This is a genomic window from Pseudonocardia yuanmonensis, from assembly GCF_039542425.1.
GTDB classification, from domain to species: domain Bacteria; phylum Actinomycetota; class Actinomycetes; order Mycobacteriales; family Pseudonocardiaceae; genus Pseudonocardia; species Pseudonocardia yuanmonensis.
The window spans coordinates 327167-345805 of record NZ_BAABIC010000003.1; the positions used below are offsets into that span (position 1 = coordinate 327167).

The 18639-nt window shown below is 74.1% G+C and carries 17 protein-coding genes; 7 read left to right on the plus strand and 10 right to left on the minus strand.

The window, feature by feature from the left end; genetic code table 11:
- Entirely contained in the window at nucleotides 1–765 is a 765-nt protein-coding gene (locus tag ABD990_RS06165; protein ID WP_345378924.1) for an acetoin reductase, read from the minus strand.
- Complete coding sequence (locus ABD990_RS06170) at nucleotides 762–1829, minus strand: 2,3-butanediol dehydrogenase (RefSeq protein ID WP_345378925.1); 1068 nt, start codon at nucleotides 1827–1829, stop codon at nucleotides 762–764. Before ABD990_RS06170 ends, ABD990_RS06165 begins: the two co-directional genes overlap by 4 nt.
- A gap of 65 nt (nucleotides 1830–1894) precedes the next feature.
- On the opposite strand from ABD990_RS06170, the gene ABD990_RS06175 reads away from it, so the two are divergent.
- Nucleotides 1895–2974: a class I SAM-dependent methyltransferase gene (locus ABD990_RS06175; protein ID WP_345378927.1), complete on the plus strand. Its 1080-nt coding sequence runs from the start codon at nucleotides 1895–1897 to the stop codon at nucleotides 2972–2974.
- A 72-nt stretch (nucleotides 2975–3046) separates the two neighbouring features.
- On the opposite strand, the gene ABD990_RS06180 is transcribed toward ABD990_RS06175, so the two are convergent.
- Nucleotides 3047–4570, minus strand: a complete 1524-nt coding sequence (locus ABD990_RS06180) for a catalase (RefSeq protein ID WP_345378928.1) — start codon at nucleotides 4568–4570, stop codon at nucleotides 3047–3049.
- A 246-nt stretch (nucleotides 4571–4816) separates the two neighbouring features.
- Between ABD990_RS06180 and ABD990_RS06185 the strand changes: the two genes are divergently transcribed.
- On the plus strand, nucleotides 4817–4966 hold the full coding sequence (locus ABD990_RS06185; protein ID WP_345378929.1) for a hypothetical protein: 150 nt from the start codon (nucleotides 4817–4819) through the stop codon (nucleotides 4964–4966).
- A gap of 133 nt (nucleotides 4967–5099) precedes the next feature.
- Entirely contained in the window at nucleotides 5100–6773 is a 1674-nt protein-coding gene (locus ABD990_RS06190) for a sigma-54-dependent Fis family transcriptional regulator (RefSeq protein WP_345378931.1), read from the plus strand.
- On the opposite strand, the gene ABD990_RS06195 is transcribed toward ABD990_RS06190, so the two are convergent.
- Both ABD990_RS06195 and ABD990_RS06200 read right to left on the minus strand, forming a co-directional pair.
- A complete protein-coding gene (locus ABD990_RS06195; protein WP_345379067.1) occupies nucleotides 6770–7810 on the minus strand; it encodes an LLM class flavin-dependent oxidoreductase in 1041 nt (346 codons plus the stop codon). The two genes, ABD990_RS06190 and ABD990_RS06195, sit on opposite strands and share 4 nt — an antisense overlap.
- Entirely contained in the window at nucleotides 7810–8316 is a 507-nt protein-coding gene (locus ABD990_RS06200; protein WP_345378932.1) for an SRPBCC family protein, read from the minus strand. The genes ABD990_RS06195 and ABD990_RS06200 overlap by 1 nt, the downstream gene beginning before the upstream one ends.
- Nucleotides 8317–8579: 263 nt before the next feature.
- Here ABD990_RS06200 and ABD990_RS06205 point away from each other — a divergent pair, with 263 nt between their 5' ends.
- Complete coding sequence (locus tag ABD990_RS06205; protein WP_345378933.1) at nucleotides 8580–9560, plus strand: beta-ketoacyl-ACP synthase III; 981 nt, start codon at nucleotides 8580–8582, stop codon at nucleotides 9558–9560.
- Between the two features lie 63 nt (nucleotides 9561–9623).
- Nucleotides 9624–11474, plus strand: coding sequence for a putative nucleotidyltransferase substrate binding domain-containing protein (locus ABD990_RS06210; protein WP_345378934.1), 1851 nt, complete (start codon nucleotides 9624–9626; stop codon nucleotides 11472–11474).
- A gap of 86 nt (nucleotides 11475–11560) precedes the next feature.
- Here the strand turns inward: ABD990_RS06210 and msrA are convergent, their stop codons facing one another.
- From msrA to ABD990_RS06230, 4 genes are read right to left on the minus strand one after another with little or no spacing between them, the layout of a single operon-like run.
- Nucleotides 11561–12076: a peptide-methionine (S)-S-oxide reductase MsrA gene (gene msrA / locus ABD990_RS06215; RefSeq protein WP_345378935.1), complete on the minus strand. Its 516-nt coding sequence runs from the start codon at nucleotides 12074–12076 to the stop codon at nucleotides 11561–11563.
- A gap of 35 nt (nucleotides 12077–12111) precedes the next feature.
- Nucleotides 12112–13251, minus strand: a complete 1140-nt coding sequence (locus tag ABD990_RS06220) for a TIGR03617 family F420-dependent LLM class oxidoreductase (RefSeq protein WP_345378936.1) — start codon at nucleotides 13249–13251, stop codon at nucleotides 12112–12114.
- A 46-nt stretch (nucleotides 13252–13297) separates the two neighbouring features.
- Nucleotides 13298–14341 (minus strand): methyltransferase domain-containing protein, encoded by a 1044-nt coding sequence (locus ABD990_RS06225; RefSeq protein WP_345378938.1) that lies wholly within the window; start codon nucleotides 14339–14341, stop codon nucleotides 13298–13300.
- 10 nt (nucleotides 14342–14351) lie between these two features.
- Complete coding sequence (locus ABD990_RS06230) at nucleotides 14352–15284, minus strand: NADP-dependent oxidoreductase (protein WP_345378939.1); 933 nt, start codon at nucleotides 15282–15284, stop codon at nucleotides 14352–14354.
- A 178-nt stretch (nucleotides 15285–15462) separates the two neighbouring features.
- On the opposite strand from ABD990_RS06230, the gene ABD990_RS06235 reads away from it, so the two are divergent.
- Together ABD990_RS06235 and ABD990_RS06240 are read left to right on the plus strand one after the other, a co-directional pair.
- A complete protein-coding gene (locus ABD990_RS06235) occupies nucleotides 15463–16449 on the plus strand; it encodes a ferritin-like domain-containing protein (RefSeq protein WP_345378941.1) in 987 nt (328 codons plus the stop codon).
- Nucleotides 16450–16531: 82 nt separating this feature from the next.
- A complete protein-coding gene (locus ABD990_RS06240) occupies nucleotides 16532–17629 on the plus strand; it encodes a spore photoproduct lyase family protein (protein WP_345378942.1) in 1098 nt (365 codons plus the stop codon).
- On the opposite strand, the gene ABD990_RS06245 is transcribed toward ABD990_RS06240, so the two are convergent.
- Entirely contained in the window at nucleotides 17630–18631 is a 1002-nt protein-coding gene (locus tag ABD990_RS06245; RefSeq protein WP_345378943.1) for an L-histidine N(alpha)-methyltransferase, read from the minus strand.
- Nucleotides 18632–18639: the final 8 nt, after the last annotated feature.

Genomic DNA, 18639 nt, shown 5'->3' on the forward strand with positions numbered 1-18639 from the left:
CTAGACCATCACGATCCCGCCGTCGATCATCACCGACTGGCCCGTCATGTAGTCGGAGTCCGGACCGGCGAGGTAGGAGACGAAACCGGCGACGTCCTCCGGTGTCTGGACCCGCTTGAGCGCGATCAGCTCGGTGTACTGCTTGAGCGTCTCGCCCCGCTCGTTGCCCAGGTAGGGGCCCATCTTCTCGTCGATGAGGTCCCACATGTCCGTGCCGACGATGCCCGGGCAGTACGCGTTGACGGTGATCTTGTACTGCGCCAGTTCCTTCGCCGACGCCTGGGTGAGGGCGCGGACCGCGAACTTCGTGGCGGAGTAGTGCCCGAGGAAGTCGAAACCCGAGTGCCCGGCGATCGACGCCGCGTTGATGATCTTCCCGCCGCCGTGCTCCTTCATGTGCTCCGCGGCGGCCTGGATCCCGTAGACCACGCCGAAGACGTTGACGCCGAACATCGTCTGCAGGTCGTCGGGCGTCAGCTCGAGCAGGGTCTTGACCTGCGCGATCCCGGCGTTGTTGACCATCACGTCGAGCCCGCCGAGCTGGTCGACGGTCGTGGCGACGCCGTCGAACACCGCGTCCCGCGAGGTGACGTCGAAGGGCAACGCGATCGAGGACCCGCCCGCCGACGCGATCTCCGCGGCGACGGACTCCGCGCCCTCCTTGTTGACGTCGTTGACGGCCACGGCGTGTCCGTCCTTCGCCAGCCGCAGCGCGATCGCCCGGCCGATGCCGCGCCCGGCCCCGGTCACCAGTGCGACGCTCACGCGAGGACCTCCTTGGGCGAGACGAGGATCTTCACGTTCTCCTCCTTGTTGTCGATCAGTTCCCGGAAGCCGCCGGACACGATGTCCTCCAGCCCGATCCGGCCGGTGATGAACTGGGCGGCGTCGACCTTCCCGTCGCGCAGCAGCGCGATGGTGTCGGGGTGGTCGCCGCAGTAGGCGAGCGAGCCGATGAGGTTGACCTCGCTCATGACCAGGTCGTTGACGGCGACCTGCGGGACGTGGCCCCAGATCGCGACGTTGACGACGGTCCCGCCGGGCCGGACCGACCCGATCGCCGCGGCGAGGACGGCGTCGATCCCGGCGCACTCGAAGGCGACGTCCGCGCCCCCGCCGGTGAGGTCGAGGATCGCCGCGGGGGCGTCGTCGGTGATCGGGTCGATGATCACGTCGGCCCCCGCGGGCGTGGCCTTGGCCTTGCGCGCCGCCGCGGGCTCCACGACGACGACCTGCGAGGCGCCCGCCGCCTTGAGCGCCGCGGTGGTGACCAGCCCGATCGGACCGGCGCCGTAGACCACGGCGGTGCCACCCTCGCGCAGCCCGGACAGCCGCACGGCGTGGTAGCCGACGGCGAGGGGCTCGACGAGCGCGCCGAGGTCCGTCGGCAGGTCGCCGAGAGGGTGCACCCACCGCTGGTCCACCACGCAGCGCTCGGCGAACCCGCCCTGGTCGCCGGCCAGCCCGACGAAGCCGAGGCTGCGGCAGATGTTGTAGCGGCCCGCCTTGCAGGCCACGCACTCCCCGCACACCCAGTACGGCTCGACGGCAACGCGGTCGCCCTCGCTCACCCCCGTCACCCCGGAGCCCACCGCGGAGACCACGCCGGCGAACTCGTGGCCGAGCACGACCGGCATCTCCACGCCGGTGAGCGGGTGGGGCTCGCCCTTGTTCGGGATGAAGATCGGCCCCTCGAGGAACTCGTGCAGGTCCGTGCCGCAGATGCCGCACCAGTCGACGGACACCTCGACCTGGCCCGGCCCGACCACCGGGTCGGGGACCTCGTCGATGCGGATGTCGCCGGGACCGTGGAACCGCGCTGCTCTCATGTGTCCACGGTCACGCCGGGACGAGGCCCTGGGCAACGGTTGCAGTGAGGTTGCAGGATCACCCCATGACCACGAGCGCGGACACCGACGTCCCCGACCGGCGCGCGGTGCGCGAGTTCGCCCGCCACCTCTTCGGCGTGTACACCGCCGGTGGGCTGACGATGATGATCGACCTCGGGCACCGCACCGGGCTGTTCGAGGCCGCGGCGCGGGGCCCGGCGACGTCGGCCGAGCTGGCGGAGCGAGCCGGCCTGCAGGAGCGGTACGTCCGCGAGTGGCTGGGCGCGATGGTCACCGGCGGGATCATGACCTACGACGACGGGCGGTACGCCCTACCCGCCGCGCACGCCGCCGCGCTGACCGGGCCGGGCTCGAAGAACATGGCCCCGATGGCGGCCATGGTGCCGCTGCTGGGCCGCAACCTCGACGCGATCGCCGAGGTGTTCCGCGACGGCGGCGGGCTGCCCTACTCGGCGTTCGCGCCGGACTTCACCGGCGTGATGGACCAGCTCAACCGTCGCCCGCTCGACGAGCTGCTCGTCGACGCCTGGCTCCCGCTCGTGCCCGGGCTGACCGAGCGGCTGACGGCGGGCGCGCGGGTGGCCGACGTCGGGTGCGGGACCGGGCACGCGATGGTCCTGCTGGCCAAGGCGTTCCCGGCCTCGACCTTCACCGGCTACGACATCGCCGAGGACGCCCTCGACCACGCCCGCGCCGAGGCCGCCGCCGAGGGCCTGACGAACGTGCGGTTCGAGCGGGCCGACGCCGCCGCGTTCCGCCCGACCGAGTCCGTGGACGTCGCGTTCGCCATCGACGCGGTGCACGACCAGGTCGATCCCGCCGCGGTGCTGCGCGGGATCCACGACGCGCTGGTCCCCGGCGGCCGGTTCGTCATGGTGGACATGGCCGCGGAGACCGACCTCGCCGACAACGTCGGCAACCCCTTCGCCCCCTGGATCTACACGATCAGCACCCTGCACTGCATGACGGTCTCGCTCGCCGAGGGCGGCGCCGGGCTGGGCGCGGCGTGGGGCAGGGAGCTGGCCGTGCGCATGCTGGGCGAGGCCGGGTTCGGCGAGGTCACGGTGACCCCGGCACCCGGACAGGCGCTGAACCTCGTCTACGCGACGGAGCGGCCGGGCTGAACCCGGCCGCTCCGTGCCGCTCCGTGCCGCCCCGGGACCCCCGCGAGGCGGCCGTCAGGCCAATCAGGCCCGTCAGGCCTTGGCCTGCATGCTCTGCCGGGCGGGGTTGCCCTGGTCGTCCGCCTTCGGGTCCTTCTCCGCGGACTTCTCCCGGACCCCGGCCTCGATCCGGTCGCCGATCTCCTTGTCGATGTTGTGCCAGTACTCGAACGCGCGCTCGAGGATCGGCTCGGACACGCCGTTGAGCAGGTGCCCCACGACGTTGTCGACCAGCCGCCCCCGGGCGGCGTCGTCCATCACCTCGCGGACGAGCGTGCCGGGCTGGCCCCAGTCGTCGTCCTCGGCGTGGTCGACGTAGGCGGTGCGCATGATGTCGCCGTCGGCGTACCAGGTCGGCACCCGGCCGTAGCGCTCCGTGTCGGCGGCGGGCCCGCCGTAGGAGTTCGGCGCGTACACCGGGTCGGAGACCTTCTTCACCCGCATCGCGCCGTCCTTGGAGTAGGAGTGCGTCTCCACGACGGGCGCGTTGACCGGGATCTGCTGGTAGTTCCCGCCCAGGCGGTGGCGGTGCGCGTCGGCGTAGGAGAACAGCCGCGCCAGCAGCATCCGGTCCGGCGAGGGGCCGATGCCGGGCACCAGGTTGTTGGGCTGGAAGGCGATCTGCTCGATCTCGGTGTGGTTGTCCGTGGGGTTGCGGTCCAGCGTCATCCGCCCGACCTCGGTCAGCGGGTAGTCGCCGTGCGGCCACACCTTCGTCAGGTCGAAGGGGTTGAAGCGGTAGGTCTTCGCGTCCTCGTACGGCATGATCTGCACGGACAGCGTCCAGGACGGGAAGTCGCCGTCCCGGATGTGCTCGAACAGGTCACGGGTGTGGTAGTCCGTGTCCGCCGCGGCCATCTGGTCGGCCTCGTGCTGGGTGAAGCACTCGATGCCCTGGTCGGTCTTGAAGTGGTACTTGACCCAGAACTCCTCGCCCGCCTCGTTGATCCACATGTACGTGTGGCTCGTGTAGCCGTTCATGTGCCGCCAGGTGCGCGGGATGCCGCGGTCGCCCATCAGCCAGGTGACCTGGTGCGCGGACTCGGGCGAGAGGGTCCAGAAGTCCCACTGCATGTCGTGGTCGCGCAGGTTGTTGTCCGCGCGCCGCTTCTGGGACCGGATGAAGTGCTGGAACTTCATCGGGTCCTTGACGAAGAAGACCGGCGTGTTGTTGCCGACCATGTCGTAGTTGCCCTCGGCCGTGTAGAACTTGATCGCGAACCCGCGCGGGTCGCGCCACGTGTCGGGGCTGCCCCGCTCCCCCGCGACGGTGGAGAAGCGGACGCCGAGCTCGGTCCGGGTGCCGGGCTGGAAGAGCGCCGCCTTGGTGTAGGCGCTGACGTCGTTGGTGACCTCGAAGTACCCGAAGGCGCCGCTGCCCTTCGCGTGCGGCTGGCGCTCCGGGATGCGCTCCCGGTTGAACTGCGCCATCTGCTCGATGAGGTAGCTGTCCTGCAGCAGGATCGGGCCGCCGGGGCCGACGGTCAGCGAGTGCTCGTCGCTCTCGACCGGGATGCCGGCGTCGGTCGTGGTGGGGTGCGGGCGCGCTGTCGTCACCGGTTCTGGGCCTCCTCGTCGCGGCCGGCACGGGCCGCGACCGTCGTCGGTGGTCGTGCTGGTGTTCGGTGCGTGGTGGGCCTGCGGTGGTCGGGCGGACCACCACCTGACGGGCTACCCGAGCCGGGCCCGTTCGACACGTCCCGCACCGCTGGGCGCCCGGTCGCGGTCCGCGTATCGCAGGCCTGCATACCGCGTTCGTTCCGGGGGTAGTGACCTTCTGGCCCGAGCACGGAGGTACGCGAGATGGTCGACGACGACCGGCTTCCCCAGAGCGACGACGCGACGGTCCCGAGCGCGTCGCCCACGGTGATGTCCATGGACGAGGACCAGCTGTGGGACGTGGTGCGGTCGCTGGCCGAACCCGCGCGCGGCGAGCTGCGCGCCCTGTCCTGAGCCGGCCCCCGCGCACGATCCCCACCCTTCGCCGAGGTGATCGGCCTGGTCGCGCCGTGTAGCGTCGGGCTCCGACGGCGGCGACGACGCCGCCGCGAGGCTGCGGAGCGGTGCTGCGGCGGGTGGTGCACGGGTGATCGACGAGGAACGGGAACGGCTGCTGGCCGGTGAGGTGGAGCGCATCCCGCGCCGGCCGGAGATCGTCGAGTCCTGGCGGCGGTCGCGGCTGTCCGGGGTCGACCCGGACCAGCTGGAGCTGCCGCAGGCGCAGCCCGAGGAGAACCGCTTCAGCCGCACCGCCACGCCGGTGCTGGAGGCCGCGGCGGACACCCTGGTCGGCGCGGACACCAGCCTGATGCTCACCGGCCCGACCGGCACGGTGCTGTGGCGCTGGACGGACACGGACGACCTGCGGAGGCGGCTGGACCGGCGCTCGGTCGTGGTCGGCACCGAGTGGGCCGAGGAGCACGTCGGCACCAACGGGATCGGCACGGCGCTGGAGACCGCCCGGCCGGTCGTCGTGACCGGGGCGGACCACTACTCCGGCGCGTTGCACGGTTTCAGCTGCGCGGCCGCGCCGGTGCGGCACCCGATGACCCGGCGCGTGCTCGGCGCGCTGAACATGACCTGCCGCGCCGAGGACACGAACCCGCTGGTCCGGCCCACGCTGCTCAAGCTGGTCCGGGAGATCGAGGCGGAGCTCTACGGCACGAGCAGCGCCCGGGAACGCGAGCTGTTCCGGCACTACCTCAGCGCCCGGAGGCGCAGCGCGGCCGCGGTCGTGGTGCTCGACGGCGACATCCTCATCGCCAACCGCGCCGGCGCCCGCCTGGAGCTCGACCACCGGACCTGGTGGGCGCGGGCCCAGGACGAGCTGGCCGGGGCGACCGAGGTGACGGTTCCCGCGGGTCCGGACGGGCCCGAGGTCCGGTGCCGCGCGGTCACCTCCGCGGGCCGGACGGTCGGGTTGATCGTGACGGTCCCCGAGGCCGGCGAGAGACCGGCCGCGCCCGCCCGCCCCGCCGTCCCGCCGTCCCGGGCCACCGGCGAGCGGCTCGCCGACGCCGTGCGCCGCCGTCTCGGGACCGAACCGCTGCTCGTGCACGGGGAGCCGGGCACGGGCAAGACCACGCTGCTCGCCGGGCTCGGCCTCGCGGTGCACGACGCCGCGCGGCTGCCCGCGGAGGGCCTGCCGGCCTGGCTCGCCGCGGTCCGGGAGGCGCTCGACTCCGGGGTGGCCCTGACCCATCTCGACACGCTCGACGGCGGCGGCTGCGCCGCCCTCGCCACCCTGCTGGACGACGTCCGCGACAGCCGGGCGCGCATCGCCGGCACCTGGTCCGGTGACCCGACCAGCGCGACCCCTGCCCAGCAGGCGTTGCTCGACCGGTTCGGCCTCGACGCCGTCGAGGTGCCGCCGCTGCGCAGCCGCCCGGACGAGATCCCCGCACTGCTCGACGGCCTGCTCGACGAGCTCACGGTGGACCGCCGGGCACCGCGGCCGCGGCTCACCCCCGACGCCACGGAGCTGCTGCGCCGGCACCCCTGGCCGGGCAACCTCCGCCAGCTCGCCGGGGCCGCGCGCTGGCTCGCCCGCCAGGACCGCGCCGTCGTCGACGCGGACGACCTGCCCGCCCGGCTGCGCGCCGCGACGCCGCGGACCCGGCTGACCCCGATGGAGGCCGCCGAGGCCGACGCCATCCGGGAGGCCTTGCGGGACAGCGGTGGGAACAAGGTCGCGGCGGCCGCGCAGCTGCAGATCGCCCGCTCCTCGCTCTACCGCAAGATCCGGGAGTACGGGCTCTAGATCTCCCGCACGAGGTCGAGGGCGCGGCCGAGAGTGGTCAGGCGCTCGTCGAGCGTCCCGCCGGCGGGGTAGAGGCGCACGGTGTCCACGCCCGCGTCGCGCCACACCCGCAGCCGCGCCCGGACCATCTCCTCGGTCCCGATGAGCGTGGTGCCCAGCACCATCTCGTCCGTGACCAGCGCGGCCGCCCCGGCCCGGTCCCCGGCCTGCCACCGCTCGCGGACCTCGGCGGCGACCTCCGCCCAGCCCTGCCGGCTGTAGGCGGCGTTGTAGAAGTTCGTGGTGGCCGAGCCCATCCCACCCAGGCTGAACGCGAGCCCCTGCCGCCGCTCGGCGACCATGCCGCGCAGCTCGTCCTCGTCGGTCGCGAACGCGACCTCGGCGCCCTGGCAGACGTCCAGGTCGGCGCGGGTGCGCCCGGCCGCGGCGAGCCCCTCGTCGAGGGGGCCGAAGTAGGCCGCGGACCCCTCGGGCACGAAGCTCGTGCCCAGCCAGCCGTCGGCCGTCTCACCGGTCAGCCGCAGCATGCGCGGGGACATCGTGGCGAGGTAGATCGGGATGTCCGGGTTCGGGGCGGTGGACAGCCGCATCGGCCGGCCCTCGCCGCCGGGCAGCGGGATCCGGACGGTCTGTCCGGCGAACGCGACCTTCTCCCCCGCGAACGCCTGCCGGATCACCGCGATCGCCTCACGGGTCCGGGTGAGCGGGCGGGCGAACGGGACGCCGTGCAGGCCCTCGATCACCTGGGGGCCGGACGGGCCGAGGCCGAGGACGAACCGGCCCTCGGACAGGTCGGCGAGGGTGAGCGCGGCCTGCGCGATCGCGACCGGCGTGCGGGTCCCGACCTGCACGATCCCGGAGCCGAGGGTGATGCGGTGGGTGCGGGCGGCGAGGTGCCCGAGGACGGACGGGGCGTCCGACCCCCAGGCCTCGGCGACGAACACCGCGTCCATGCCGAGCTTCTCCGCCTCGACGACGAGCTCGACGGTCCGCCGGACGTCGCCCGCCGACCCCTCGACCGTGGTGGCGGTGCGCATCACGCGCCCTCGACGCGCTTCTTGATCGCCTCCACGGTGCCGGTCATGTTCTTCTCGAACTCCCGCAGCCGGACGAAGACGATCTTCTGCTCCTTGTCCGGCATCCGCTCGATGGCCAGGCTCAGCCCGGACGGCGCCGGCCCCATCCGCACCCACTGCCGCAACCGGGTGCCGCCGCCGGCCGGTTCGAGGGTGAACCGCCAGGTCGCCGTGGGGTTGTCGGCGTCCTCGACGGCCCAGGCGAACACCCGCGGCTCCTCGCACTCGACGACGTGCGACACGGTGGACCACTCCCCCAGCGCCTCGTGCGCGTTGTGGCCGCGGAACCGCGCGCCCACCCGCGGGGCACCGCCCTCCAGCCACTCCACCCGTTGCACCTCGGGGCTCTGCCCGGGCATCGCCTCGACGTCGACGACCGCGGGCCACACCTGCTCCGGCGGCGCGTCCACCCACGTCTCGACCTCGACGGTCGGCTGATCGCCGTAGCGGGCTCCGGTCCACTCCATGGGTGGGGGCTCTCCTCGTCCTCGGGGTAGTCGGCCCGGAAAGTCTCGCACGAAGAGTTTCGTTCGAAAACCCACGTGTCCGGAGGCCCGCACGGCCGGTCGGTGCAGTGCCCCCGGCGCCGATCTCCCGCGCCCGCTCGGCCTACCGACCAGTAGAGCGCTGCTTCGAAGATCCGCTGGTCACAGCCCGGTTGTGGGCACGCCGGGCGAGGCAGGAGACTCGACCCGGTCCGCCGTCTCCGACCCCGAACCAGGTGCCCCGAATGCAGGACCGCGCTCCGCGCCTCACCGGACTCGGGCACGCGTTGCCCGCCCGCGTCGTCACGAACGACGACCTCGCCGCGACGCTGGACACCTCCGACGAGTGGATCCGCACCCGCAGCGGCATCGCCACCCGCCACCACGTCGACCCGGGCACCGCGACCTCCGACCTGGCCGCCGAGGCGGGCGCCCGCGCGCTCAAGGCCGACCTGCACACCGGCGGGAGCGGCGAGGTCGACCTGGTCGTGCTCGCGACCACCACCCCGGACCGCACCTGCCCGGCCACCGCCCCGCTCGTCGCGCACCGGCTGGGTCTGGGCACGGTCCCGGCCTTCGACGTCAACGCCGTGTGCTCCGGGTTCCTGTACGGCCTCTCGACCGCCGCCGCGATGATCACCGGCGGTGCCGCGGACTCCGTGCTGCTGATCGCGGCGGACACCTTCTCGACCATCGTCGACCCCGCCGACCGTCGCACCGCCTTCCTGTTCGGCGACGGCGCCGGGGCCGTGGTCCTGCGGGCGGGCGGCGGCACCGTGCACGACATCGTCCTCGGCAGCGACGGCGGCCAGGAGGACCTGATCATCACCCCGGGCGGCGGCTCGCGCGACCCCGGCTCCGAGGACCGCTGGTTCACCATGCAGGGCCAGGCCGTGTACCGCCAGGCCGTCGACCGGATGACCCGCTCGACCGAGGAGATCCTCACCCGCACCGGCTGGACCGTCGACGAGGTCGACCGGTTCGTCGGGCACCAGGCCAACCGGCGGATCCTGGACGCCGTGGCGCACCGGCTGGGCCTGCCCGCGGACCGGGTCGTGGCCAACCTCGACCGGGTCGGCAACACCGCCGCCGCATCCATCCCGGTCGCGCTGTCCGACGCGCACGAGCGCGGGCTCCTGCGCCCCGGCGACAAGGTCGTGCTCACCGCGTTCGGCGGCGGGGCGACCTGGGGCGCCGCCGCGCTCACCTGGCCCGACCTGCGCTGACCCGAGGCTCCGCAGGCAGCGGCCGGGCACCCTGCCCGACGCCCTGCCTGACACGATGGCCCCGTGGAGGATCTCGCGGGCTTCCTGGGACGGACCGCGCCGTTCAGTTCCCTCCCGGAGCACGAGCTGCGCCGGGTCGCGGAGGCGGCCGAGATCGTCGACCACCCGCCGGGCGCGCAGATCCTCGACGCCTTCGCGCAGGCCGGTGAGGCGGTGCACGTCGTGCTCACGGGACAGGTCGAGATGTGGACCGTCGACGACGCCTGCGACCGCCCCGCCGACGAGACCGTCGGGCGCGGCGGGGTCTTCGGGCAGACGTCGGTGCTCACCGGCGCGGCCGTCGGGCCGCGGACCGTGGCACTCGGCCCGGTGCGGCTGGTACGGATCCCGCGCAAGGCCGTGGCCTCGGCCTTCTCCTCCCCGGCCGGTGTGCGGCTGCTCGCCCACGACCTCTTCGCCGCCCGCAACCGCACGGGCCCGGCGCCCCGCTTCCGGACCGTCGACGAGCTGGTGGTGTCCGAGCCGGTGCTCGGTTCGCCGCGGACCACGGTGGCCGAGGCGGCCCGGCTGATGAGCGAGCGCGGGTCCGGCTACCTCGCCGTCCCGCTCGGCGAGGGCCGGTTCGGGCTGGTCACGGACGCGGTGCTGCGGGCGCGCGTCGTGGCGGAGCGCAGGCCGGGCGACACCCCCGTCACCGAGGTGATGACGCCGGTGGCCCGGACCGTCCGGACCGGCACCCCCACCGCGGACGTGCTGCAGGAGCTCACCGAGCACCGGCTCGACCTCCTGCTGGTGGTCGACGCCGACGGCCGGCTGGCCGGCGCGGTCGACCCGCAGGACTTCCTCGCCTCACCGTCCGCGGCCGGGGTGATGCTGCGCGAGCAGGTGGTGCGCGCCGAGCGGCTCAACGACGTCGTGACCCTGGCCCGGCAGCTCCCCCTCCTGCTCGGGGACCTGGTCCGGCAGCGGCGGGAGGCCTCGGAGACCACCGCGGTCTACTCGACGGTGGTCGACGCCGTCCTGCGGCGGGTCCTGACCCTGGTCCTCGCCGACCGTGCGGACCTCGACGAGGGCGAGGTCACCTGGATGCTGCTGGGCAGCAACGCCCGCCGCGAGCCCACCCTCGGCTCGGACGTCGACTCCGCCGTCGTCTTCGCGGAGTCCGTCGACGCGCGCCGGGCGGCGGCCTACCGGGGCGCCTTCGCCGAGGTGGCCGACGTGCTGTGCCGGGCCGGGTTGCGGGTCGACGCGCACGGCGCCACGCCCGCGTCGCCCACCTTCGCGCGCACCCGCACCGAGTGGCGCGCCGCCGCGGAGCGGTGGCTGACCGCGCCCCTGGACAACCAGGGGATGCTCATGGCCTCGCTGCTGCTCGACGGCCGCCCGATCCAGGGCGACCCCGCGCGGCCCGTGGTCACCGAGGTGTTCGCCGGGGTCCGCGACCATCCCGCCACGATGAAGCTGCTGGTCCGGGAGTCGCTGTCGCACCGGGCGCACCTGCGGTCGGTGCGCGACGTGCTCGCCGGGCGCGGCGGCACGTTCGACCTCAAGGCGCACGCCCTGCGCCCGGTCGTCGAGATGGCCCGGTGGGCGGCGCTCAGCGTGCGCTCGCCCGAGCTGTCCACGCGTGCCCGGCTGGCTGCCGCCGCGGGCTCGATGCTGCTGTCGAAGGACCAGGGCGACACCCTGGTCGAGGTGTTCGAGGTGCTCCAACGGGTCCGGCTGCGCCATCAGCTCGCGCAGTTCGACCGCGGCGAGCCCGTGTCGGACGTCGTGTGGATGCGCCGGCTCACCCCGCTCGACCGCAGCCTGGTCGCCCAGTCGGTGCGGGAGATCGCCACCGTGCAGAAGCGGCTCTACAACCTCCTGCAGTACACCTCCCCGCAGGAGTGGGGCCGCCCCGACCACGCCTGAACAGGTGAACGGCGCTCTCGCTCACATCTAGTGAGCGTGAGCGCCGTTCGTTCAGCTGTCGATCAGGCCGTGGATCTGGCCGTGGGTCAGGCCTTCGCGTCGGCCCGCTTGGGCAGCACCCAGTCCGGCCGCGGGAAGTGGCAGGTGTAGCCCCACGGGATGCGCTCCAGGTAGTCCTGGTGCTCGGGCTCGGCCTCCCAGAAGTCGCCCGCGGGCTCGACCTCGGTCACGACCTTGCCGGGCCAGAGCCCGGAGGCGTCGACGTCCGCGATGGTGTCCTCGGCGACGCGCTTCTGCTCGTCGTCGAGGTAGTAGATCGCCGAGCGGTACGACATGCCGATGTCGTTGCCCTGCCGGTTCTTCGTGGTCGGGTCGTGGATCTGGAAGAAGAACTCCAGCAGCTCGCGGTAGCTGGTCCTCTCCGGGTCGAACACGATCTCGATGCCCTCGGCGTGCGTGCCGTGGTTGCGGTAGGTGGCGTTCGGGACGTCCCCACCCGTGTAGCCGACGCGGGTGCTCACCACGCCCGGCCGCTTGCGGATGAGGTCCTGCATGCCCCAGAAGCAGCCCCCTGCCAGGATCGCCTTCTCGTAGCGGCTCATCTCTGCTCCCTCCTCGTCGTGCAGTCCCGTGGATCTCAACGGATCGGCGCCTCCCGATAGTCCCGCACGTCCCCGCCGGCGACGGCCGCGCGGGCGGCGGCGTCGTCGTGTTCCTGGATCGTGCGGGCCAGCGCGGCCAGCGTCGCCCGGTCCTCGTCGCCCCCCTCGTCGTCCCGCACGGCGATCGAGAACTCGACGTCCGTGACGACGCCCGCGAACCGCTCCAGGAGCCGCTCGGCGATGACGTCGTAGGTCCCGATCACGGCGAACCGGTCCAGCACCGCGTCGTCGATCAGGCCGGGCAGCTCCTCCCACCGCTTCGCCTTCGACAGCACGGCGGCCTCGGTGGCCAGGTCGCCGAGCCCGAGGTGCTCGAACGCGGCGCGGTAGCCCGGGGTGGAGGCGTAGAAGGCGATCCGGGCGCGGGCGTCCCGGACCTTGACGGCCAGCTCCTCGTCGGTGCGGGCCGAGGCGACCAGCGGCTTCATGCAGACCCGGAAGTCCTCGAGCGACCGGCCGGAGCGGGCGGCGCCGCGGCGTACCGCGGGCAGCATGACCTCGGCGATGTACGACGGGGTGCACACCGGGTGCGGGCGCACCCCGTCGGCGACCTCGCCGGCCACCGAGCACATGTAGGGGTTGACGGCGGCCAGGTGGACCGGGACGTCCGGGTGCTCGATCGGCCCGGCGTCGAACAGCGGGACCATCAGCGTGAGGTCGTAGTGCTCGCCGTGGAAGTCCAGCGGTTCGCCGGTCTGCCAGGTGTGCCACACCGCCCGGACGGCCCGCACGTACTCGCGCATCCATGGCCCGGGCGGCGACCACGGCATGCCGTAGCGGCGGGTGATGTGCCCGCGCACCTGCGAGCCGAGCCCGAGGGTGAACCGCCCGCGGGAGAGCTTCTGCAGCGTCCAGGCGTGCAGCGCGGTCACGGTGGGGCTGCGCGGGAAGGCGATCGCGACGGCGGTGCCCAGCCGCAGCCGGGTGGTCGCCTGCGCGGCGAGCGTGAGGACGGCGAAGGGGTCGTCCTTGGTCTCCTCGACGACCAGTCCGCCGTACCCGACCTCCTCCAGCAGCGCCGCCTTCTCCCCCACCGACCAGATGTCGAGCGGGGTGTCGGGCGTGCGGAGGCCGGGATCGACCTTCCCCAGCGGCAGCAGGGTCTCCAGGCGCATCGGCGCACACCCCCGGGTCTCGTCGTCGGGATCGGCTCCCCGCAGCCTAGGACCCGACCGGGCGCGCCACGTAGATCGCGTTCTGCGGGCGCGGGGAGGGCAGCCGGGCCTCGACGGCGAAGCCCGCCTCCGCGAGGAGCGCCTCCGCCCGTTCGTGCCCCCACATCGCGCCGAGCCCGGCCCCGCCTCCCGCGAGCGAGACGGGCAGGCAGTGCAGCACGCTGATGCCGAAGGCCGAGGTCGCGCCGGGGTCGCCGGCGAGAGCCGGCAGGTGCCCGGTGTAGGAGATGTCCACCATCACGAACAGCCCGCCGGGTGCCAGCAGCCGCCGGATCCCGCGCAGTGCCGCGGCGGGGTCGGCGAGGTCGTGCACCACGTCCACGGCCAGCACGACGTCGATCGATCCCGGCGCTCCGTCGAGGTCGGCGGCGTCGGCGACCCGGTAGTGCAGGTTCGTCCGCTCCCCGCCCGCGGCCGCGGCCGCCGCGATCGCCTCGGGCACGACGTCGACGCCGGTGACCGTGCTGGCGGGGAACGCGTCGGCGACGAGCCGGGCGACCTGCCCGCTGCCGCACCCGACGTCGAGCACCCGGGCCCCGGCGCGCAGCCGGTCGGTGAGCCCCGGGACCGCGCCGAGGAAGCCCTCGACGAAGTGCTCCTCGTACAGCCAGCGGCGGGAACCGCCGAGCGCCTCGCCGGCCCGCTCGGCGTAGACCCGCGGCGGGATGCCGCCGCCGTCGCCGAACCGGGCGCCGACCTCGGGCGCCATGCCGGTCAGCCGCACGAGCATGTCCGCGGTCGGGGCGAGGTTGGCGGCCGTCGGCCCGCTCAGGACGGCCTCGGCGCCGTCGGCGAAGCGGTAGGTCGCACCGGCGGGGTCCACCTCGACGAATCCGGCCCCAACCAGCGCACCCAGCCACTCCCGGACGTACCGGGGGTCCGCCCCGGCCCGCGCCGCGATCTCCTCGGCGGTCGCCGGTCCGGCGGCCAGCGCGTCGAGCAGGCCCAGGCGGTGCCCGAGGGCGACCATCGTGACCACGACGTGTCCGACCAGCATCTCCGCCAGCCGCTCGGCCGCAGTCCCCGCCATGCGCGGGACGCTAGGCGGGCGCGGCCTCCGTTGTCATCACCGTCATCACGAGCACCACCTTCCCCTGCGCGTGCCCCGCCTCCACCTCGGCGAGCGCGGCGCCGGCCTGATCGAGCGGCAGCACCCGCGTGACGTGCGGGTCGAGCGCGCCCTCCTCGACCAGCCGGACCAGCGCGGTGAGCACGGCGGTGCTGCGGTCGCGGACGACGTCCCGGCCGCCGAGCTCCTTCACCAGCGGCTTGTCCGCCACCGACAGCAGCCGCGAGCGATCCGCGAGCAGGGTGGCGACGGTACGCAGCGCATCGCCGCCGACCAGGTCGAACACGGCGTCGACGCCTTGCGGAGCAGCGGCCCGTACCCGGTCGAGCACGCCCTCGCCGTACGCCACCGGGACGGCCCCGAACCCCGCCACGAGATCGTGCTTGGCGGGGCTGGCCGTGCCGATGACGTGGAGCCCGCGGGCCCGCGCGAGCTGCACGACGGGCACGCCGACGCCGCCACCGGCACCGTTGACCAGGAGCGTCGATCCGGGCGGGAGCTGCAGGTTCTCCAGGGCGTCGTACGCGGTGCCGGCGGCGACCGGCAGCGCCGCGGCGGCCTCCGGTGCCACGCTCTCCGGCCGGTGCGCGGCGAACGACGCCGTGACCAGGGCCTCCTCGGCCCAGCCGCCGACCATGCCCGGGCAGCCGCCGAAGACCTCGTCGCCCACCGCGAACCCGTCGACGCCCGGGCCGAGGGCGACGACCGTGCCGGCCACCTCCCGGCCGAGCACCGCGGATCCCTCGGTGCCGTACGAGCCTTCGCGCAGCCGCCAGTCACCCGGGTTCACCCCGGCCGCACGCACCCGCACGCGGAGCTCGCCGGGCCCGGGCTCCGGGACCGGCACCTCGAGGAACGTCTCGTTCTCCGGTCCGCCCACCGCCGTGAAGCCGTACGCCCGCATGCCGTCACTCCCTCCGCCGACCCTGATGATCGCACCACCCGGGCGCACCGCCGCGCGTCGGCCGCGACGTGAGCCACGCCTCGCCGGGATCCACGTGTGACGGGCGGCGCGGTGTGCAAACCCGTGAGTAACAAACCCGAATCGCACGCCCGACCCGACGCACGAGGAAGGTTGTCCCGTGGCGAATCCCGCCGTCATCAGCCAGCTCCGCACCCTGGAGCAGCTCACCCGCACCGAGGTCCAGATCGCGCGCACCCGCGTGGCGCAGGCGCGCACCGACGCCGTGCGCCGCGAGCTGGAGCAGAACGGCGACAACGCCGAGCGCCGCGCCGAGCGCATCGCCGCCGCGCTGCGCGACCTGGGTGAGGTGCCGGACGTCGTCGCCCCGGCCGTGGGTTTCGCGGCGTACCTGGTCAAGAGCACGGTCGAGCAGGCCCAGCCGCTCGACGAGGCCCTGCTGGGCGATCTCGCGCTCGAGCACCAGCTGCTCGACCGCGCCCGCTACCTGGTCGGGCTGACCGCGACGGACGGCCCGGTGAGCGTGCACGCCCTCGCCGAGCAGCTGGTCACCGCGCACACCGCGACCGTCGACTGGCTCACCACCGTCCTGGCCGAGGAGGCCCTCGGCGGGCCGGCCGCGCTGCGCCCGACGCCGCTGCAGGCCGTGGCCGGGGGCGTCACCCGGGCCGTCCAGCTGCCCACCCGGCTCACCGTCGGCGGCGTGAACCGCGCCGCGCACCGGGTCGCCAGGGCCGGCGACGAGGTCCGGGCGCGGCTCGGCCGCATCGGTGACAAGGTCGGCCTGATCGGCAGCAAGGTCGAGCGGGTCGCGACCGACACCCGTGAGGTCGTCGGCACGGCCGTCGACGCCGGCCTGGAGCGGGCCGAGGACGTCGCGCACGCCGACGGCGGCCCCCGCGCCGGCGCCACCGTGCACACGGTCCGCCGGGACGCCGGCGCGCTGCGCGCCGACGAGCTGCCGATCGAGGACTACGACGCCAAGAGCGTCCAGGAGGCCGTCGCCGCGATCCGGACGCTCCGTACGCCGGACGGGATCCAGGCCGTGATCCGGTACGAGGAGCAGCACAAGAACCGTGCCCGGATCGTCTCGGCCGCGCAGACGCACTTCGCGTCGCTGGCCAAGGAGACCGTCAGCGTCGAGTGAGCACAGGTCACAGGCGGGGGGTCGCGCACGTCTCGTCCCGGACGGGACGGTGCGGCTCCCCGCCGGCGTTCTCCCCGAGGAGATGAGCACACCGCTGCGTTCGGCCTCCCGCACCCGGCTCTGGGTGCCGAAGCGCGTCCTGGTCACCCGCTCGGCCGCCGAGCTCCCGCACACCGCCGAGATCCTCGCGCGGTGCGAGGCCGCCGGCGTCGACGACGTCGAGTTCCTCCGCTCGGACCGGCTCCCCGGCCTGCGGGGCGAGGACGAGCGGGCCACCTACGCGCGGGCCAAGTCCACGCTCGCCGTGGTCGTCAGCCCGCCGTCGGCGCGCAGGCTCCAGCCGATCCCGCCCAGCGCCGACTGGCGCGTCGACCTGGCCCGCGGCTGCCCCGCGCACTGCCAGTACTGCTACCTGGCCGGCTCGCTCCCCGGCCCGCCCGTCACGCGTGTGTACGCCGACCTCGACACGATCCTCGCCGGGATGGACGCCTACGTCGGCACCGGCGCGGTCACCTCGGGCACCGAGGCCCGCGGCCACGAGGGCACCACCTTCGAGGCCTCGTGCTACACGGACCCGCTGGGCATCGAGCACGTCACCGGCAGCCTCGCCGCCGCGATCACGCACGTCGGCACACACGACTTCGGCGGGCCGGCGCAGTTGCGCGCGACCACGAAGTTCGGCGCGGTGGAGCCGCTGCTCGAGCTGCCCCACCACGGGCGCACCCGGATCCGCGCGTCGGTCAACGCCGACGCCGTCGCCGGTCGCTTCGAGGGCGGCACCGATCCCGTTCCCGTCCGGCTCGCCGGGCTGGGCGCGCTCGCCCGGGCCGGCTACCCGGTCGGCCTGACGATCGCCCCGATCATGCCCGTGGAGGGCTGGCGCGAGCGCTACACCGCGCTGCTCGCGGACGCCGCCGCGGCGCTCGACGGGGTGCCCGGGCTCGACCTCACCGTCGAGTGCATCACCCACCGGTTCACCCCGGGCAGCAAGGAGGTGCTCGAGGGCTGGTACCCGCGCACCAAGCTCGAGATGGACCCGGATCGGCGCTCGCGCAAGCGCGGGAAGTTCGGTGCGGTGAAGTACGTGTACCCGGCCGCGGAGATGGCCGAGCTGCGCACCTGGTTCAGCGCGGCGCTCGCCGACCTGCTGCCGGCCGGACGCCTGCTGTACTGGACCTGATCACGCGCCGAGCCGGTACAGGAAGATCCCGTACGGCTCGGCGTCGTCCACCCACGAGGTCTGCAGCGTGAACCCGTGCCGGCCGACCTCCTCGGCCAGCCCCTCGGGCTCGAACTTCGCCGAGAACCCCACGTTGATCGACCCGCCCCGGCGCAGGTCCAGGACCGTCCCGATGCCCGGGAGGGCGGCCGTGTGGTCCTCCAGCACGTGCAGGTGTCCCTCGACGACCGGGCCCACCGCGTGCGCCCGCGGCTCGTAGCGCTCCAGCCGGAAGTCCGCGCCGAACCGGTGGTTGAGGTGGCTGAGGTGGTTGAGCCGGAACCGGCGGAAGGCGTCGTGGCCCGGCGGGTCGTTGTAGCAGCGTTCGAGCTCCTCGGGCGGCTTGACCAGGTCGGCGGAGACAAGGAAGCCGTCGCCCGGCCGCAGCGCGGCGGCCACCTCGCCGAACAGGGCGTCGCGCTCCGCGGGGGTGGTGTTGCCGACGTTGCTGCCCAGGAACGCGACGACGACCGGCTCCCCCTCGGCCCCGCCGCCCGTCCCGGCCTCGGTGCGCAGCTGGGCCAGCCCGGCCTCGTACCGGCCCCACAGCCCCTGCACGACGAGCCCGGGCAGCGCGGCCGTGAGCTCCGCGGCGCTGTGCTCCAGCATCTCCCGGCTGACGTCGACGGGCAGGTACGTCGTGGGCCTGCGGCGCAGGCAGGCGTCGAGCAGCAGCCGGGTCTTCTTCCCGCTGCCGCTGCCCAGCTCGGCCAGCCGCGGCGTGTCCAGCGCGGCCGCGATGTCCTCGGAGTACCGCTCGAGCAGCGCCCGCTCCACCCGCGTGAGGTAGTAGGTGGGCAGCTCGGTGATCGCCTCGAACAGCCGGGAGCCGAGCGCGTCGTAGCCGAAGTGCGGCGGGATCCGGGGCACCGGTTCCCGCAGGCACTCGGCCAGCAACGCACCGTCGTCCCAGAAGGCGCGGTCGACGGGCAGGATCGAGACGTCGGCAGGCAGGGCGGCCACGCCCCCGG

Excerpts from the sequence above, each read along its gene's own strand:
- ABD990_RS06225 (WP_345378938.1), bottom strand. The coding sequence starts at position 14,341 with ATGGCGGGGACTGCGGCCGAGCGGCTGGCGGAGATGCTGGTCGGACAC.
- ABD990_RS06230 (WP_345378939.1), bottom strand. The coding sequence starts at position 15,284 with ATGCGGGCGTACGGCTTCACGGCGGTGGGCGGACCGGAGAACGAGACG.
- ABD990_RS06170 (WP_345378925.1), bottom strand. The coding sequence starts at position 1,829 with ATGAGAGCAGCGCGGTTCCACGGTCCCGGCGACATCCGCATCGACGAG.
- ABD990_RS06195 (WP_345379067.1), bottom strand. The coding sequence starts at position 7,810 with ATGCGCACCGCCACCACGGTCGAGGGGTCGGCGGGCGACGTCCGGCGG.
- msrA (WP_345378935.1), bottom strand. The coding sequence starts at position 12,076 with ATGAGCCGCTACGAGAAGGCGATCCTGGCAGGGGGCTGCTTCTGGGGC.
- ABD990_RS06220 (WP_345378936.1), bottom strand. The coding sequence starts at position 13,251 with ATGCGCCTGGAGACCCTGCTGCCGCTGGGGAAGGTCGATCCCGGCCTC.
- ABD990_RS06185 (WP_345378929.1), top strand. The coding sequence starts at position 4,817 with ATGGTCGACGACGACCGGCTTCCCCAGAGCGACGACGCGACGGTCCCG.
- ABD990_RS06175 (WP_345378927.1), top strand. The coding sequence starts at position 1,895 with ATGACCACGAGCGCGGACACCGACGTCCCCGACCGGCGCGCGGTGCGC.
- ABD990_RS06205 (WP_345378933.1), top strand. The coding sequence starts at position 8,580 with ATGCAGGACCGCGCTCCGCGCCTCACCGGACTCGGGCACGCGTTGCCC.
- ABD990_RS06240 (WP_345378942.1), top strand. The coding sequence starts at position 16,532 with ATGAGCACACCGCTGCGTTCGGCCTCCCGCACCCGGCTCTGGGTGCCG.
- ABD990_RS06200 (WP_345378932.1), bottom strand. The coding sequence starts at position 8,316 with ATGGAGTGGACCGGAGCCCGCTACGGCGATCAGCCGACCGTCGAGGTC.